This is a genomic window from Duganella sp. OV510 (genome assembly GCF_900100205.1).
In the GTDB taxonomy this organism is placed as follows: Bacteria; Pseudomonadota; Gammaproteobacteria; order Burkholderiales; family Burkholderiaceae_D; genus Rugamonas.
The window spans coordinates 74,327-90,273 of the sequence record NZ_FNEQ01000007.1; the positions used below are offsets into that span (position 1 = coordinate 74,327).

At 62.7% G+C, this 15,947-nt stretch carries 13 protein-coding genes; 7 read left to right on the forward strand and 6 right to left on the reverse strand.

The window, feature by feature from the left end; genetic code table 11:
* Positions 1 to 2 precede the first annotated feature (2 nt).
* Genes guaD through puuE form a run of 5 tightly spaced genes read right to left on the reverse strand, consistent with a single transcriptional unit; the run spans position 3 to position 7,297 of the window.
* Entirely contained in the window at positions 3 to 1,310 is a 1,308-nt protein-coding gene (gene guaD, locus BLS51_RS18655) for a guanine deaminase (RefSeq protein ID WP_090186208.1), read from the reverse strand.
* 30 nt (positions 1,311 to 1,340) lie between these two features.
* Positions 1,341 to 2,522, reverse strand: a complete 1,182-nt coding sequence (gene xdhC / locus BLS51_RS18660) for a xanthine dehydrogenase accessory protein XdhC (RefSeq protein WP_090186213.1) — start codon at positions 2,520 to 2,522, stop codon at positions 1,341 to 1,343.
* Entirely contained in the window at positions 2,522 to 4,855 is a 2,334-nt protein-coding gene (gene xdhB / locus BLS51_RS18665; protein WP_090187256.1) for a xanthine dehydrogenase molybdopterin binding subunit, read from the reverse strand. The genes xdhC and xdhB overlap by 1 nt, the downstream gene beginning before the upstream one ends.
* An 11-nt stretch (positions 4,856 to 4,866) precedes the next feature.
* The gene (gene xdhA / locus BLS51_RS18670; RefSeq protein WP_090186215.1) at positions 4,867 to 6,336 is read right to left on the reverse strand and encodes a xanthine dehydrogenase small subunit; all 1,470 of its coding nucleotides are present in this window, start codon (positions 6,334 to 6,336) and stop codon (positions 4,867 to 4,869) included.
* 7 nt (positions 6,337 to 6,343) lie between these two features.
* A complete protein-coding gene (puuE, locus tag BLS51_RS18675; protein WP_090186218.1) occupies positions 6,344 to 7,297 on the reverse strand; it encodes an allantoinase PuuE in 954 nt (317 codons plus the stop codon).
* Positions 7,298 to 7,406: 109 nt separating this feature from the next.
* Here puuE and uraH point away from each other — a divergent pair, with 109 nt between their 5' ends.
* From uraH to BLS51_RS18710, 7 genes are all read left to right on the forward strand, one after another.
* On the forward strand, positions 7,407 to 7,760 hold the full coding sequence (gene uraH / locus BLS51_RS18680) for a hydroxyisourate hydrolase (protein ID WP_090186221.1): 354 nt from the start codon (positions 7,407 to 7,409) through the stop codon (positions 7,758 to 7,760).
* A gap of 20 nt (positions 7,761 to 7,780) precedes the next feature.
* Positions 7,781 to 9,274: a tetratricopeptide repeat protein gene (locus BLS51_RS18685; RefSeq protein WP_090186224.1), complete on the forward strand. Its 1,494-nt coding sequence runs from the start codon at positions 7,781 to 7,783 to the stop codon at positions 9,272 to 9,274.
* Positions 9,265 to 9,879: a VOC family protein gene (locus tag BLS51_RS18690; RefSeq protein WP_090186226.1), complete on the forward strand. Its 615-nt coding sequence runs from the start codon at positions 9,265 to 9,267 to the stop codon at positions 9,877 to 9,879. The genes BLS51_RS18685 and BLS51_RS18690 overlap by 10 nt, the downstream gene beginning before the upstream one ends.
* The gene (locus tag BLS51_RS18695; RefSeq protein WP_090186229.1) at positions 9,876 to 10,625 is read left to right on the forward strand and encodes an APH(3') family aminoglycoside O-phosphotransferase; all 750 of its coding nucleotides are present in this window, start codon (positions 9,876 to 9,878) and stop codon (positions 10,623 to 10,625) included. Before BLS51_RS18690 ends, BLS51_RS18695 begins: the two co-directional genes overlap by 4 nt.
* Before the next feature lie 88 nt (positions 10,626 to 10,713).
* Positions 10,714 to 12,003, forward strand: a complete 1,290-nt coding sequence (locus BLS51_RS18700) for an HlyC/CorC family transporter (RefSeq protein ID WP_090186232.1) — start codon at positions 10,714 to 10,716, stop codon at positions 12,001 to 12,003.
* A 124-nt stretch (positions 12,004 to 12,127) separates the two neighbouring features.
* Positions 12,128 to 13,858: a type IV-A pilus assembly ATPase PilB gene (pilB, locus tag BLS51_RS18705; protein ID WP_090186235.1), complete on the forward strand. Its 1,731-nt coding sequence runs from the start codon at positions 12,128 to 12,130 to the stop codon at positions 13,856 to 13,858.
* 10 nt (positions 13,859 to 13,868) lie between these two features.
* Entirely contained in the window at positions 13,869 to 15,092 is a 1,224-nt protein-coding gene (locus BLS51_RS18710) for a type II secretion system F family protein (RefSeq protein WP_090186239.1), read from the forward strand.
* Here the strand turns inward: BLS51_RS18710 and BLS51_RS18715 are convergent.
* Positions 15,089 to 15,868, reverse strand: coding sequence for a sensor histidine kinase (locus BLS51_RS18715; protein ID WP_175472626.1), 780 nt, complete (start codon positions 15,866 to 15,868; stop codon positions 15,089 to 15,091). The two genes, BLS51_RS18710 and BLS51_RS18715, sit on opposite strands and share 4 nt — an antisense overlap.
* Between the last annotated feature and the right edge of the window lie 79 nt (positions 15,869 to 15,947).

The window sequence follows — 15,947 nt, forward strand, 5'->3', positions numbered from 1 at the left end:
GGTTAATTCATTTCACGGGCATGCACCTGACGGCCTGCCGCATACGTCGCCGCGATGGCACGGTCGTCACCCAGCAGCGCCAATGCGAACAGCAGCTCTTCCAGGCTGTTGCTGCGCGAGGTACGGCGCTGCAGCAGCGGCGTCGCCTGCGGATCGATGACGATGAAGTCCGCCTCCGTCCCGGCAGCGAAATTGCCGATGGTGCCTTCGAGCTGCATGCTGCGCGCGGCGCCCAGCGTGGCCAGGTAGAACATGCGCAAAGCCGGCAGGTAACTGCCCTTCAAGCGCGCTACTTTATAGGCTTCATTCATCGTTTGCAACATGGAGAACGAAGTGCCGCCACCGACGTCGGTGGCCAGCGACAGCAGCACGCCGGCATCGTCGGCACGCTCGAAGTCGAACAGGCCGCTGCCGAGGAACAGGTTGGAGGTCGGACAGATGGCGGCGGCCGACTGGGTTTCCGCCATGCGGCGGCGGTCGTGTTCATTCAGCCAGATGCAATGGCCGTACATGGCGCGCGGGCGCATCATGCCATAGCTGTCGTAGACGTCGATGTAGCTGCGCGAGTTGGGGAACAGTTCGCGCACCCACGCGCATTCGGCTTCGTTTTCCGATACATGGGTCTGGATATAGGTGTCCGGGTAGGCGGCCGCCAGTTCGCCGGCCAGTTGCAGCTGGCGTTCGGTGGATGTCGGCGCGAAGCGCGGCGTGATGGCGTACAGCGAGCGGCCGCGCTTGTGCCAGCGCTGGATCAGCGCTTCGGTGTCGCGTGCGCTGGTTTCAGCGGTGTCGCGCAGGAAGTCGGGGCAGTTCCGGTCCATCATCACCTTGCCGGCCACCATGCGCAGGCCGCGCTGTTCGCTGGCGGCAAAGAAGGTGTTCACCGATTGTGGATGCACGGTGCAGTAGACCATGGCGGTGGTGGTGCCGCAGCGTAGCAGTTCGTCGAGGAAGAAGTCGGCCACGCTGGCGGCGTGCGTGCTGTCCTCGAACTGGCGCTCGGATGGGAAAGTGTAGGTCTCCAGCCATGGCAGCAGGCCTTCCGACGGCGAGGCGATCATGTCGGTCTGCGGGTAGTGGATATGCGTGTCGATAAAGCCCGGCATCAGCAGCTTGCCGCTGTAGTCGTGCACCACGGCGCCAGGCGGCAGCGTAGCGTGCAAGGTGGCGTAATCGCCCGCGGCTTTGACTTTGCCGTCTTCGACGATCAGCAGGCCATCTTCGTGCCAGTCGTGCGACTGCTCGTTGAAGGCCGGATCGGCGAGAAAGTGCAGCAAGCTGCCACGATAGGCTTGCAGGTTGGTGGTCATATTGGTCTTTCTTGAATCTGAATGCGTAGTTTAGCTTGCGACGGCCAGCCGTGCCGGCGCGTTGAGTGCAGCGATTTGCTGCTGTTCCCACACCATCAACAGCTGCGCGCACACGGAGGCGGCGATGGCGGCGGGGAGCTTGCTGGAGATGCCCGGCAGGCCGATCGGGCAGACCATGTTGTCAATCCGGTCTTGCGGTAGCCCGCGCGCGGCCATGCGGCGCTCGAATTGTACCCGTTTGGTGTGGGAGCCGATAAGCCCGAACCAGCCGACGTCTTCTCTTGCCAGGATGGCTTCGGTCAGGCGCTGGTCCAGTGCGTGGCTGTGGGTCATGACCAGATAGCTGGCGTCTTTGGGCGCCGCGCCCACGCAGGCTTCCGGCATATCGGTGGCTTCCACGGTGACGTTGGCCGGCAGGTCCACAGGGAACATGTCTTCGCGCTCATCGACCCAGGTGACGGTACACGGCAATTCACCGAGCAGACGGACGATGGCCGCACCGACGTGTCCCGCACCGAACAACACCAGATGCGCACGCGGCGCCAGACAGGGATCGACCAGCCAGCGCCGCCCATCCGCATCGCGCAGCACATGCGTCCCGCGCTCGCGGTCGACGGTCGGCACCGACGCCGACGCCACGCCCATCACGCGCTCACTGCCGCTGCCGCCGGCGACATCGCTGCGCGGTCCGCGCTGCCCGTATGAGACGCCTTCGCCAGCCTTGCCGGGGGCGGCGACTACGCCGTCGGCGCCGAGCAGCAGGGGGGCGGCTGGGCCGTCGGCGCCGAGCAGCAGGGCTGTGGCTGGGCCGTCGATGGCGCTCAAGCGCCAGCTGTCTTCGCGTTGGCGCGTACGCAGGCCGGCCAGGACGGCGGCCAGTTCAGCGCCGACCAGCTCAAACGCCAGGTGCACCACGCCACCGCAACACTGGCCCAGCGTTGGCCCCAGCGCATAGCGCTCCAGCCGCGCCGTCGCAATGCATGCCGCAGCCGCATCGCCCGCAGCCACGTCCTTGCTGGCCGCGCCTTGCAGCATCTCGCGCGCCAACTCCACTGCGCATAGCTCCAGATGCCCGCCGCCGATCGTATCGTGCTGGCCGCGCGCCGTCACCAGCATCTTGGCACCGGGCTCGCGCGGGCCGGAGCCCTCCACGATCGCCACAGTCACCAATACTGCCGGTTCCACCACCCGCGCTGTCAGCCACGCATTCATCACGCCATCACTTCCACAATCGACACCGCCCGCAAGATCTCCTCGCTGGTGGCCGGTGCATTCAACGGCGGATTGAAACGATGCCCGCCCACCGCCGAAATCGCATCGCGAATCGCGAAAAATACAGAAAACGGCAACAACAGCGGCGGCTCCCCCACCGCCTTCGAGCGATGAATACTGTCCTCCACATTGCCGTTATCAAACAAGCGAACGCGGAAATCCTCCGGACAATCCGAAATTCCCGGAATCTTGTAAGTGGAAGGCGCATGCGTCATCAGCTTGCCGGCTGCGTTCCACCACAACTGCTCCGTGGTCAGCCAGCCCATGCCTTGAATGAAAGCGCCCTCCACCTGACCGATATCGATGGCCGGATTCAGCGAACGGCCCGCATCATACAACGCATCGGCACGCAACAGTTTCCACTCGCCAGTCAGCGTATCCACCACCACCTCGGAAACCGCCGCCCCATACGCATAGTACGAGAACGGATGCCCGCTCATCGTCTTCGGGTCCCAATGCAAGCCAGGCGTCGCATAAAATCCATCGGACCACAACTGTACACGTGCCAGATAAGCCTTCTGAACCAGCTCCGCGAACAATACAGTGTGCCCGTTCACGTGCACATGGTTATCCAGGAAGCGCACCGGTTGTCCATCTTCATCGCCATACAGCTTGACCGCATACGCCGCCAGACGCTCGCGGATCTGCCGCGCCGCATCCTGCGCCGCCTTGCCATTCAAATCCGCGCCGGTGGAAGCCGCCGTGGCCGAAGTATTTGCCACCTTGCTGGTATCCGTCGCCGTAATGCGCACATGCGATAGATCCAGGCCCAGTTCATGCGCCACCACCTGCATCACCTTGGTGTTGATACCCTGCCCCATCTCCGTGCCGCCATGATTGACCAGCACCGAGCCGTCGACATACACATGCACCAGCGCGCCCGCCTGATTCAGGTGCGTGACATTGAACGCGATGCCGAACTTCAGCGGCGTGAACGCAATCCCCTTCTTCAGCACCGGACTGCTTGCATTGAACGCTTCAATCGCCTTGCGGCGTGCGCGATACGCGCTGGTCTGCTCCAGCTCCGCAGTCAGCTTCTCGATCACATTGTCGACAATCACCTGGCCATACGGCGTCACATTGCGTTCGCTGGTGCCATAAAAATTCAATCGGCGGATATCCAGCGCATCCTGCCCCAGGTTGCGCGCAATCTCGTCGATGATGTACTCGATCGCAATCGCACCTTGCGGACCGCCGAAGCCACGGAATGCCGTATTCGACTGCGTATTCGTCTTGCCGCAACCAGCGCGGATATCCACGTCCGACAGATAGTAGGTGTTATCGAAGTGGCACACCGCGCGTGTCGCGACAGGTCCAGACAAGTCAGCCGAAAAGCCGGCGCGCAAGGTCATGTCAACGCGCGCCGCCAGGATCTTGCCGTTGTTGTCGTAGCCAACCTCATATTCATAGTAGAAGCAATGACGCTTGCCGGTAACCAGCATGTCATCATCCCGATCCGCGCGCAGCTTAACGGGGCGGCGCAACTTTGACGCCGCGATACCAGCCGAAGCCGCCCACAAAGCCGACTGCGACTCCTTGCCGCCAAAGCCGCCGCCCATGCGGCGGCACTCCACCTGCACCTTGTGCGAATGCACGCCGATGGCATGCGCCACCACATGCTGCATCTCGCTCGGGTGTTGCGTCGAGCATTGCACCAGCAAGCCGTTATCCTCCTTCGGAATCGCGTAGGCGATCTGGCCCTCCAGATAGAACTGTTCCTGGCCGCCGACAAACAGCTGGCCCTTGACCACGTGCGGTGCGGCTGCGAATGCGGCTTCATAGTCGCCGCGCTTCAACTGCATCGGCGGCAGCACATACGAACCGGCGGCCTTGGCCTCCTGCGGAGTCAAGATAGCCGGCAGTTCTTCGTACGTGATGGCGGCGCGGCGCGCGGCACGGCGCGCGTGATCGTGCGTGTCCGCCACCACGATGAAAATCGGCTGGCCGACGTACAACACCTCACCGGCTGACAGAATCGGATCGTCATGAATGATCGGCCCGCAATCATTGGTGCCGATGATATCGGCAGCCGTGTAAACCGCCACCACGCCAGGCGCGCCGCGCACCGCCGCCAGATCCATCGCCGTAATCCGCGCATGCGCCTTCGAGGACAAGCCTAGTGCAGCGTGCAGCGTACCTTGCAGTTCGGGGATATCGTCCGTGTAGGTGGCCTGCCCCAGCACATGCAGTTCGGCCGATTCATGCGCGCGCGATACGCCCACGGATTTCCATGCCGAGCCGGCAATCGCGGATGGCGCAACAGGTTCGTTCATGATGGCTCCTTTCAGGCGCGGCAAGCGAAGGCGTTGACGGCGTCCGCCGCAAGTGGCGCATCGGCGCGCGTCTCCAGCCAGAATCGGCGCAACAGGTTCTGCGCCGTCTGCATGCGATAGGTGCTCGATGCACGCATGTCGGACAGCGGTGCGAAGTCTTGCTGCAACTGATCCATCGCCACGCGCAGATTGGCCTCGTTCCAGCGCAAGCCGGTCAGCGACGCTTCCGCACGCGGCGCGCGGCGTGGCGTCGCCGCCATGCCACCAAACGCAATGCGCGCCTCCTTCACTGTATCGCCGTCCAGCGTGAACGCGAATGCCGCGCACACCGCAGAGATATCCTGGTCGAAGCGCTTGGCCAGTTTATAGGTACGGAATTGTACTTCCGCGCGCGGAAGCGGCACGCGCACGGCGGCGACGAATTCGTCGGCCTGCAAATCCTTTTTCTGATAGTCGAGATAGAAGGCTTCCAGCGCCAGCACGCGGCGGCCGGAGGGACCTTGCAGCACCACTTCGCTGCCCAACGCGATCATCCATGGCATCGAATCACCGATCGGCGAACCGTTGGCGATATTGCCGCCCAGCGTACCGGCATTACGAATCGGCAGCGATGCGAAGCGCTGCCATAAATCGCTCAGCTCCGCCGGATACAGTTCGCACAAGGCTCCATAGGCATCGTTCAGTGACACGCCGGCGCCAATTTCCAGCATGCCGTCATGCTGCTGCACGCTTTGCAGGGCGGTGACATGGCCGAGGTAAATGATGTCACCCAGCTCGCGCATCTGCTTGGTCACCCACAGGCCGATGTCGGTGGAACCAGCCAACAGCGTGGCTTTCGGATGCGCGGCGCGCAACGCCACCAGTTCTTCCAGCGTGCGCGGTGCGTGGAACGATTGTCCTTGCGCGGTGTAAGTCGAACCGGCTTCGCGCTGCAAAGCCTGCAACTGCCCCGTCAGCGCGGCGCGGTCGAACGCCACCTTCGGCAACTCCGTCATGCGCTGCGCCGCGTCGATGATCGGGCGGTAGCCGGTGCAGCGGCACAGGTTACCGGACAGGCAGTCGTCGATCTCCTTGCGCTGCGCCGGCTGGCCATCCTTGTCGAGGTACATGCCCCACAAGGACATCACAAAGCCCGGCGTACAGAAACCGCATTGCGAGCCATGACATTCCACCATCGCCTGCTGCACAGGATGTAGCGCGCCATCCGGCTGCTGCATGTCCTCCACTGTGAACAGCGCCTTGCCGTCCAGCGTAGGTGCGAACTGGATGCAGGAATTCACCGCCTTCATCTCCAGCTGGCCGGCCGCATTCAGGCTGCCGACAACCACCGTGCAAGCGCCGCAATCGCCCTCGGCGCAACCTTCCTTGGTGCCGGTGCAATGCAAGTCCTCGCGCAGGTGCTGCAGCACGGTGCGGGTCGGCGCGGCGTTGTGGATTTCCTGGACAGCGCCACGGAAGTAAAAGCGTATCGGGTCGGACATCAGAATCTCATTCAGCAAATGGGTGAAGCTTGCGCCAGTGTTCGGCGATATCAATGCGGCGGGTGATCCAGACCTTGTCGTGGCTTTGCACATAATCGAGGAAACGCGCCAGCGCCGCCGCGCGCGCCGGCCGGCCGACGATGCGGCAATGCAGGCCGATGGACAGCATCTTCGGCTGATTCAGTCCGTTCGGATCGCCCTCGGCATACAGCACGTCGAACGCATCTTTCAGGTAATCGAAGAACTGCGTGCCCGAGTTGAAGCCCTGCGCGGCGGCGAAGCGCATGTCGTTGGTGTCCAGCGTGTACGGTACGATCAGCTGCGGCGCGCTGGCCGGCTGGCCGTCGGCGCCAGTGAAATTAACCTGCTGCCAGAATGGCAAATCGTCGCCGTAGTGATCGGCGTCGTAGCGGAAGCCGCCGTGCTCCATCACCAGTTTGCGGGTCTGCGGCGAATCGCGGCCTGTGTACCAGCCTTGCGGCGCGCTGCCGGTCAGTTCGCGGATGATGTCCACCGCTTCCTTCATGTGGGCGCGCTCGGTGGCTTCGTCCATATTCTGATAGCTGATCCAGCGCAGTCCGTGGCAGGCGATTTCATGGCCGAGCTGCTGGAAAGCCGCCACCGCTTCCGGATTGCGCTTGAGCGCCATCGACACGCCAAACACGGTCAGCGGCAGCTTGCGTTCCTCGAACATGCGCAGCAAACGCCACAGGCCAGCACGTGAACCATATTCGTACAGCGACTCCATGCTCAGGTGGCGATTGCTGAACGAGGCCGCGCCGATGATCTCGGACAGGAAGGTCTCCGAACCCGCATCGCCGTGCAGCACGCTGTTTTCGCCGCCTTCTTCGTAATTCAAGACGAATTGCAGGGCGACGCGGGCCTGGTTGGGCCACTGCGCGTGCGGCGGCTTCGGGCCGTAGCCGATCATGTCGCGCGGGTAGTTGTCGTAGGTGGTCATGGCGCTGGCAAGCCTATGGGGAATATAACGCTAATCATATATGCCCAGATCCGTGGCGGTATATGATTTGCACAATAGATACCTGTTACAAGCAAATATAGGACCAATCATGGGCAAACTCAGTACGCACGTTCTTGACATCACCCAGGGCAAGCCGGGCGCCGGCGTCAAAGTGGCTTTGTATGCAGTGGGAGCGGACGGCCGCGCGCTGCTGAAAACCGACGTGACCAACGCCGATGGCCGCTGTTCCGCCCCGCTGCTGGAAGGCGATGCACTAAAACAGGGCAAGTATGAACTGGTATTCAGCGCCGGCGATTACTTTGCCGCAGAGGGCGTGGCGCTGCCGGAGCCGCGCTTTATCGACGAGGTAACGCTGGCGTTCGGCGTCGCCCACGCGGATCAGAATTACCATGTGCCGCTGGTGGTGTCGCCGTGGGCCTATTCAACTTACCGGGGAAGCTGAAATGATAAGATGCGGGCACTATGACTGAAACCCTGGCCGCATCCTTACTTCAACAAGCCGTCGAACTGCACCAGCAGGGACGGCTGCAGCCGGCGCAGGCGCTGTACCGGCAAGTCCTCGAACTCAATCCCCAACAGTTTGATGCGCTGCATCTGCTGGGCGTGATCGCGCGCCAGCAGGGCGACGCCGCCGGCGCCATCGAACTGATTTCGCGCGCGATTGCCATCAGCGACGGCCAGGCCAACGCCCATTGCAACCTCGGTGTGGCCTTGCTGGACGTCGGTCAGGCTGGCGAAGCGCTGGCCAGCCATGAGCGCGCGCTGGCTTTGAATCCATCGTATGCGCTGGCTTGGAGCAATCGCGGCAACGCGCTGCGCCGGCTTGGCCGCCTGGATGACGCGCTGGACAGCTACCAGCGCGCGCTGGCCATCCAGCCGCAATACGCTGAGGCCCATTGCAATCGCGCCATCGTGCTGCAAGACCAGGGCCGTTATCTCGACGCGCTCGGTGCGGCCGAGGATGCGCTCAACCTCAAGGACCGCTACGCCGATGCATGGCTGGCGCGCGGCCACGCGCTGCACTGCCTGCGCCACCTGCCGGAAGCGGTGGAGAGCTTCGACCGCGCCATCCACCTGCGTCCCGACTGGGCGCAGGCCTACGGCGCGCAAGGCGCCTCGCTACAACGGCTGGGCGAATTTGCGGCGGCGCTGGACAGCTACGACCAGGCGCTGAAACACCAGCCGGATTACGCGCTGGCGCACTACCAGCGCGGCAACGCGCTGCGTTCGCTGGACCGGCGCGAGGAAGCCATCGCCGCTTATCGCGCCGCGCTGGCGCATGGCGATAATCCGGAAACCATCGCCTTCGCGCTGGCCTCGGTCGGCGAAGGTGAAACGCCGGCCTCGCTGCCGAACGATTACGTGCGCTCGCTGTTCGACCAGTATGCCAATTACTTCGATCAGCATCTGACCGAAGTACTGGGCTATAAAACGCCGGCCGTGCTGGATGCGCTGCTGCGTCACGTCGCCCCCTCGTCCGAGCTGTCAACGGTAGACCTGGGCTGCGGCACCGGCTTGTGCGCGCCCTATCTGCGCGCCTACTCGCGCAAGCTGTACGGCATCGACCTGTCGCAGCAGATGCTGGACAAGGCGGCCGAACGCGGCCTCTATGACGAACTGGCGTGCGCCGACCTGCTGGCCTATCTGCATGGCCGCGACGCCGCCTTCGACCTGGCGGTGGCCGCCGACGTCTTCGTCTACATCGGCGACCTGGCGCCAGTATTCCGCGCAGTGCATGCGACGCTACGTCCGGGCGGCCGCTTCTGCTTCTCGGTCGAAGCCGGCGAAGGCGCAGACTACATGCTGCGTCCGTCCAACCGCTACGCTCACACGCTGGAATACCTGCAACGCCTGGCAACGCAAACCGGCTTCAAGGTACTGGCCACGCAAGCACTCGACGCGCGCGAAGAAAACGGCGCGCCGATAGCCGCACATGCGCTGGTGCTATGCAAATAGATCACATCTTCATCCGCGCCACCGTCGGCGCACCGGAAGCCGAAGCGCTGCGTGCCTTCGGCCTGACCGAAGGCAGCGGCAACGTGCATCCCGGCCAAGGCACGGCCAACCGCCGCTTCTTCTTCGCCAACGCTTTCCTTGAACTGCTGTGGATAGCCGACGAAACGGAAGTCAGCAGCCCGCTGACCGCGCCGACCAGGCTGCACCAGCGACTTGCTGCCGGCAGCGACGCTTCCCCATTCGGCATCTGCTTCCGAGGCGCGGATGTCGTGCCGTTCCCGGTATTCGATTACCAACCGGGCTATCTGCCGTCAGGCATGCGCATCACCATCGCCAGCGACGCACCACTGTCTGAACCGATGTGGTTCCACCTCGCCGGAAGCAAAGGTCTGCCGCCGGCACCCGATCATGCGGCGGCCCTGAAGCGCATCACCGCCATACGCTGCATACAAGCATCCGTCGCCGCGTTATCGTCGACAGCCCGGGCGAGCGGCATTTCTTTCACTGAAGGTAAAGACCACCTGCTGGAAATCAGCTTTGACGACGAAGCGCGCGGCATTGTCCACGACTTCCGCCCTGCCCTGCCACTCATCTTTAAACTATGACCGCCGCCATCAAGCAATTTATTAGAGATGCAGCTCTGCACCGTGACGCAATCGGCGAATCGCCGTGCCAGGTGCGCAGCTTCCGGCGCGGGAACGCACTTTATTTTCTGAAAACCTCACCGGCGATATATGCCAACACGACGTACAGCGTGCTGCGCGAGGCAGCGGTATTGCAATGGCTCTCCGGTAAAGTGAACGTGCCGGAAGTGATGCTCACCGCTCAGGATACGCAACAGGAATACATGATCACCCGCGCCGCGCCCGGCGTACCGTTAGCCGAACATCTCGATGACGAACAGCGCGCGCTGGCGCTGTTCCGGGAAGCGCTGCGACAACTGCAAGCCATCGACATCACCGACTGCCCATTCGATTCCAGCGCCGCCGTCCGCCTACGCGAACTGGAATTCCTGATCAGCGAGGGACTGATCGACGCAGACTACGATTTCGACGCCTGGCCCGGACTACACACGCCGCAAGACCTGCTGGCCCGTCTGCACGCCACCATACCGGACGAAGACCTGGTGTTCTCGCACGGCGACCTCGGCGACAGCAACGTCTTTGTCCACAACAACGAACTCTATTTCATCGACCTCGGCCGAGGCGGCAAGGCCGACCGCTGGCTCGACATCGCCTTCGCCCACCGCAACCTGCGCGACGACGTCTCCGAAGCAATCGCCACCCAACTCCTCCCCACCGACGCCCCCACCAAGCGCACATTCTTCGAACAACTCGACGAACTGTTCTAAAAAGCCGCAGAGTTGCATGCAACGCATCATTGGCTTAGAATTTGAGCTATCGCTTTCTGCTGGCGCCTGACCGGGTTGCCATTTCCCCTTGGATACCGTTCCCCTTTGGGTGCAATTTCTTGCACTCTTCTTCCTGATTCTCTGTTCTGCCTTCTTTGCGATGGCCGAAACCGCCCTGATGGCGGCCAACAAGTATCGCCTGCGCCATGAGGCCAAGCGCGGCAGCCGTAAAGCCATCACTACGCTGTGGCTGCTCGATCGCACCGACAAGCTGCTGTCGCTGGTGCTGATCGCCAATACGCTGTTCAACGCCGCTGCTACCGCGCTGGTGACGTCGATCGCCATCCAGTCCTTCGGCCACGACGACAACGTGATCACCGTCTCCACCGGCGCGGTCGCCTTCCTGCTGATCGTGTTCGCCGAGATTTCACCCAAGGTCATCGGCGCCACCTTCCCGGAAAAAATCGCCCTGCCGACCAGCATGGTGCTGAAGCCGCTGATGTCGCTGGCCAAGCCGATGATCTGGTTCGTCAACCTGTTCGTGTCGCAATTGCTGAAGGTGTTCGGCATCAAGGCTGGCGCGCACAACCACGATCCGCGCCTGTCGCCGGAAGAGCTGCGCTCGATCGTGCTGGAAGGCGGCAACTTCATCCCGCAAAAGCACAAGAGCATCCTGCTCAACCTGTTCGACCTGGAAACCATCTCGGTCGAGGACATCATGACGCCACGCTCGCAGATCGAGGCGCTGAACCTGGAAATGCCGGTCGACGAAATCAAGCGCGAGCTGACCACCTGCTACCACAACAAGCTGCCAGTCTACGAAGGCGAGATCAACCGCATCGTCGGCATCCTGCATGTGCGCAAGGCGGTCGCCCTGCTGAACCAGGAAGAGGAACTGACCACCGAGCACTTCCGCGAACTGCTGACCACACCGTATTTCATCCCGCAAGACACGCGCCTGTTCACCCAATTGCAATACTTCCAGGAGAACAAGGAACGCCTGGGCATCATCGTCGATGAGTACGGCGAGGTGCAGGGCCTGGTCACGCTGGACGACATCATTGAAGAGATGATCGGCGAATTCACCACCTCGACGCCAAGCGCCTCCAAGGCGGAAAGCTTCGGCTGGGACGCCAATGGCGAATGCCTGCTGGACGGCACCACGCCACTGCGCGACGTCAACAAGCGCCTCGGCCTCGGCTTCCCGCTCGACGGTCCCAAGACCCTGAACGGCATGCTGCTGGAACTGTTGCGAGAAATTCCAGACGCGCCGATCAGCCTCAAGGTCGACCAGTGCATCGTGGAAGTCGTGCAGGTGCACGACCAGGCCATCAAAGTCGTCAAACTGCGGCGCGCCGGCAACAAAGCCACGGCGTAAAAGCCGGCAAACGCGTGGGCGCACGCAACAGAGCGGAGTACACTGCTGATAACGGCTTTACAAACGTAATGCCGGGGAGCATCATTTACTGAGCAGCCCTCCTCCAACCTGACCAGACGTTTCTATGGCAACTGTCCTACCGAACGCAGTCTCAGGCGCCCCGATGCCGGGGCTGGCGCGGGCGTTGATGCAAGCCGGGCGGCTCACCGCCGTCCAGGCCGATGCCTTGCAAAAAAAGTCAGTTGCCGAGAAGCAGGCGTTCATCGATGTGCTGCTGTCCAGCGGTGCGATCGAATCCCGCGCGCTGGCCGCCTTCTGTGCTGAAACCTTTGCCTATCCCTTAATGGACGTCAATGCGCTGAATATCGATGCGTTGCCGCCCAAAATCATTGACAACAAACTGATGCAGTCGCAGCGCGTGATCGCCCTGGCCAAGCGCGGCAACAAGATGTCGGTGGCGATTTCCGATCCGACCAACACGCAGGCGCTAGACCAGATCAAGTTCCAGACCGAATCCACCGTCGAGCCGGTCATCGTCGCCCACGACGCGCTGCTGCAACTGCTGGCCCGTCTCAACAAGAGCAGCGAGCAAAGCATCGCCGACCTGGCCGGCGACGAGGGCGATATCCAGTTCGCCGAGGAAGAGGAAGCCCCCACGCCAGGCGCCGAAGCCGCCGCCAATGAAGTCGAGGATGCGCCGGTGGTGCGTTTCCTCAACAAGATGCTGATGGACGCAGTCAACCTGGGCGCCTCCGACCTGCACTTCGAGCCGTTTGAAAAGTTCTACCGCATCCGCTTCCGCGTCGATGGCGTACTGATCGAACATGCGCAGCCGCCGATCTCGATCAAGGAAAAGCTGGTCTCGCGCATCAAGGTGCTGGCCAAGCTGGACATCTCGGAAAAGCGCGTGCCGCAGGACGGCCGCATGCGCCTGATTGTCTCGCCGACCAAGACCATCGACCTGCGCATCTCGACGCTGCCGACGCTGTTCGGCGAAAAAACCGTGATGCGGATACTCGACGCCACGCAGGCACAGATGGGCATCGACTCGCTCGGCTACGATCCCGATCAGAAGGAATTGCTGCTGGACGCCATCCAGCGCCCCTACGGCATGGTGCTGGTGACCGGGCCGACCGGCTCGGGCAAGACGGTGTCGCTGTACACCTGCCTCAACATCCTCAACAAGCCAGGCATCAACATCTCCACCGCCGAAGACCCGGCCGAGATCAACCTGCCCGGCGTCAACCAGGTCAACGTCAACGACAAGGCCGGCCTGACCTTCCCGGTGGCGCTAAAGTCCTTCCTGCGCCAGGACCCGGACATCATCATGGTCGGCGAGATCCGCGACCTGGAAACCGCCGACATCGCCATCAAGGCGGCGCAGACCGGCCACATGGTGTTCTCCACGCTGCACACCAATGACGCGCCGTCCACCCTGACGCGGCTGATGAACATGGGCGTGGCGCCATTCAACATCGCCTCGTCGGTGATCCTGATTACCGCGCAGCGGCTGGCGCGCCGGCTATGCAGTTGCAAGCAAGCAGTCGACATCGCGCCCGAGCTGCTGGTCAAGGCCGGCTTTACGGAGGAAGAAACCGATGGTAGCTGGAAGCCTTACGGCCCGGTCGGTTGCGAGCGCTGCAACGGCGGCGGCTACAAGGGCCGGGTCGGCATCTACCAGATCATGCCGATCACGCCGGCAATCGAGGCGCTGATACTGGCCCACGGCAATGCGATGCAGATCGCCGCCCAGTCCGAGGCGGAGGGTGTGAAGTCGCTGCGCCAGTCAGGACTGGTCAAGGTCAAGGCTGGGCTGACCAGCCTTGAAGAAGTGCTGGGTTGCACCAACGAATAGGACAGCGAACATGGCGATATCGCGCAACGCGGGCAACCAGGTCAAGGAATCAGTGTTTGCCTGGGAAGGCAAGGACAAGACCGGCAAAACCGTCCGCGGCGAGTTGCGCGCCGGCGGCGAGGCGGTGGTCAATGTCACGCTGCGCCGCCAGGGCATCCTGGTCACCAAGGTCAAAAAGAAAGCCTACCGCTCCGGCAAAAGAGTCACCGACAAGGACATCACGCTGTTCACCCGCCAACTGGCGACCATGATGAAAGCCGGCGTGCCGCTGCTGCAATCGTTCGACATCGTCGGCAAGGGCCACGCCAATCCGTCGGTATCCAAGCTGGTGATGGACTTGCGCGCCGATATCGAGACTGGCACCAGCCTGAACCAGGCGTTCCGCAAGTTCCCGCTGTACTTCGATCCGCTGTTCTGCAACCTGGTGGGCGCCGGCGAACAGGCCGGCATCCTGGAAGACCTGCTGACGCGGCTGGCGATCTACAAGGAAAAGACGCAGGCCATGAAGGCCAAGATCAAGTCGGCGCTGACTTATCCGGTGTCGATCCTGGCGGTGGCCTTCCTGGTGACGGCAGTGATCATGATCTGGGTGGTGCCAGCCTTCAAGGAGGTGTTCACCAGCTTTGGCGCCAACCTGCCGGCGCCGACGTTGTTTGTCATGGCGCTGTCGGAATTTTTCGTGCAGTGGTGGTACGTGATTTTCGGCGGCCTCGGCGCGGCCATCTATTTCTTCTTCCGCGCCTGGCAACGCTCGCTGAAAATGCAACGCTTCATGGACAAGCTGCTGCTCAAGCTGCCCGTCTTCGGCGAGGTGATACGCAAGGCCACCATCGCCCGCTGGACGCGCACATTGGCGACCATGTTTGCCGCCGGCGTTCCGCTGGTGGAATCGCTGGACTCGGTGGGCGGCGCGGCCGGCAACGCGGTGTACCTGGACGCCACGCGCAAGATCCAGACCGAAGTCAGCACCGGCACCAGCCTGACCGTGGCCATGCAGAACGCCGATGTATTCCCCAACATGGTCACGCAGATGGTCTCCATCGGCGAGGAATCCGGCTCGCTGGACGCCATGCTGGGCAAGGTGGCCGACTTCTACGAGGACGAGGTGGACGAGGCGGTGGCCTCGCTTTCGTCGCTGATGGAGCCAGCCATCATGGTCATCCTCGGCGTGCTGATCGGCGGCCTGGTGGTGGCCATGTACCTGCCGATCTTCAAGCTCGGCTCGGTGGTCTAGGAACGGCGCAGCCAGGCCGCGATCCGGTGACGCCAGCCCGTGTGGCGCGGCGTCTGGTAGCACACCTCGCCGGGCACCTTGAGGATCACTTCCGTGCCCTGCTGCGGCAGGCTGCGCACTTGCAGGCTGCCAGCCATGCCAGCGGCGCGCGGGTTCAGCGCTGCCAGCTTGGGCGGCAGCTCGATCATGCCCTTGCCGTCGTCGCGCACATGCAGCGACAGGAATTCGCAGCCGTAGACCAGCTCCAGTTCGATCTCGCTGGCCTGCGCATGCTGGAAGGCGTTGTACAGCGCTTCGCGGACGATGGCGTAGATTTCCTCGGCACGGTCGCCGTTGACCGGCGCCGGGTCGCCGCTGATGACCATGTGGAATGGCGTGTCGAACTGTTCCTGTAGCGATTGGCCGGCGGCCGCAAACGCCTGGCTCAGCTTGTCACCGTAGACTACCGGCACGCGCAACGCCAGGATCTGGTGGCGGCCTTCGGCCAACACCTCGTCGGCCTGATCCAGTATCTGCTCGATGGCGGCGCGCTCCGCGCTGTCGGCCGCCAGCCGGTGACCAACGCTCTGAAAACGCAAGATCATGCCCTGCATGCTTTGCAGCAGCGTATCGTGCAAACTGACAGCCACGCGTTCGCGTTCGGCCAGCAATTGCAGGCGGGTTTGGTAGGCGCGCTGTAGCCGGCGCAGGCAAAGCCGGAACGCCGCGCCAAGCGCCAGGCACACCAGCAACAGCCCGAGCAGCCAACATAACGGTGTCTGGAAAAACGACGACAAGGAGCGCTCCGAGCGGAAAAACAGAGCTATCACCTTGCCATTGTTCCAATGTTCTGGCTATCTCCCCGACGAGGGAGTG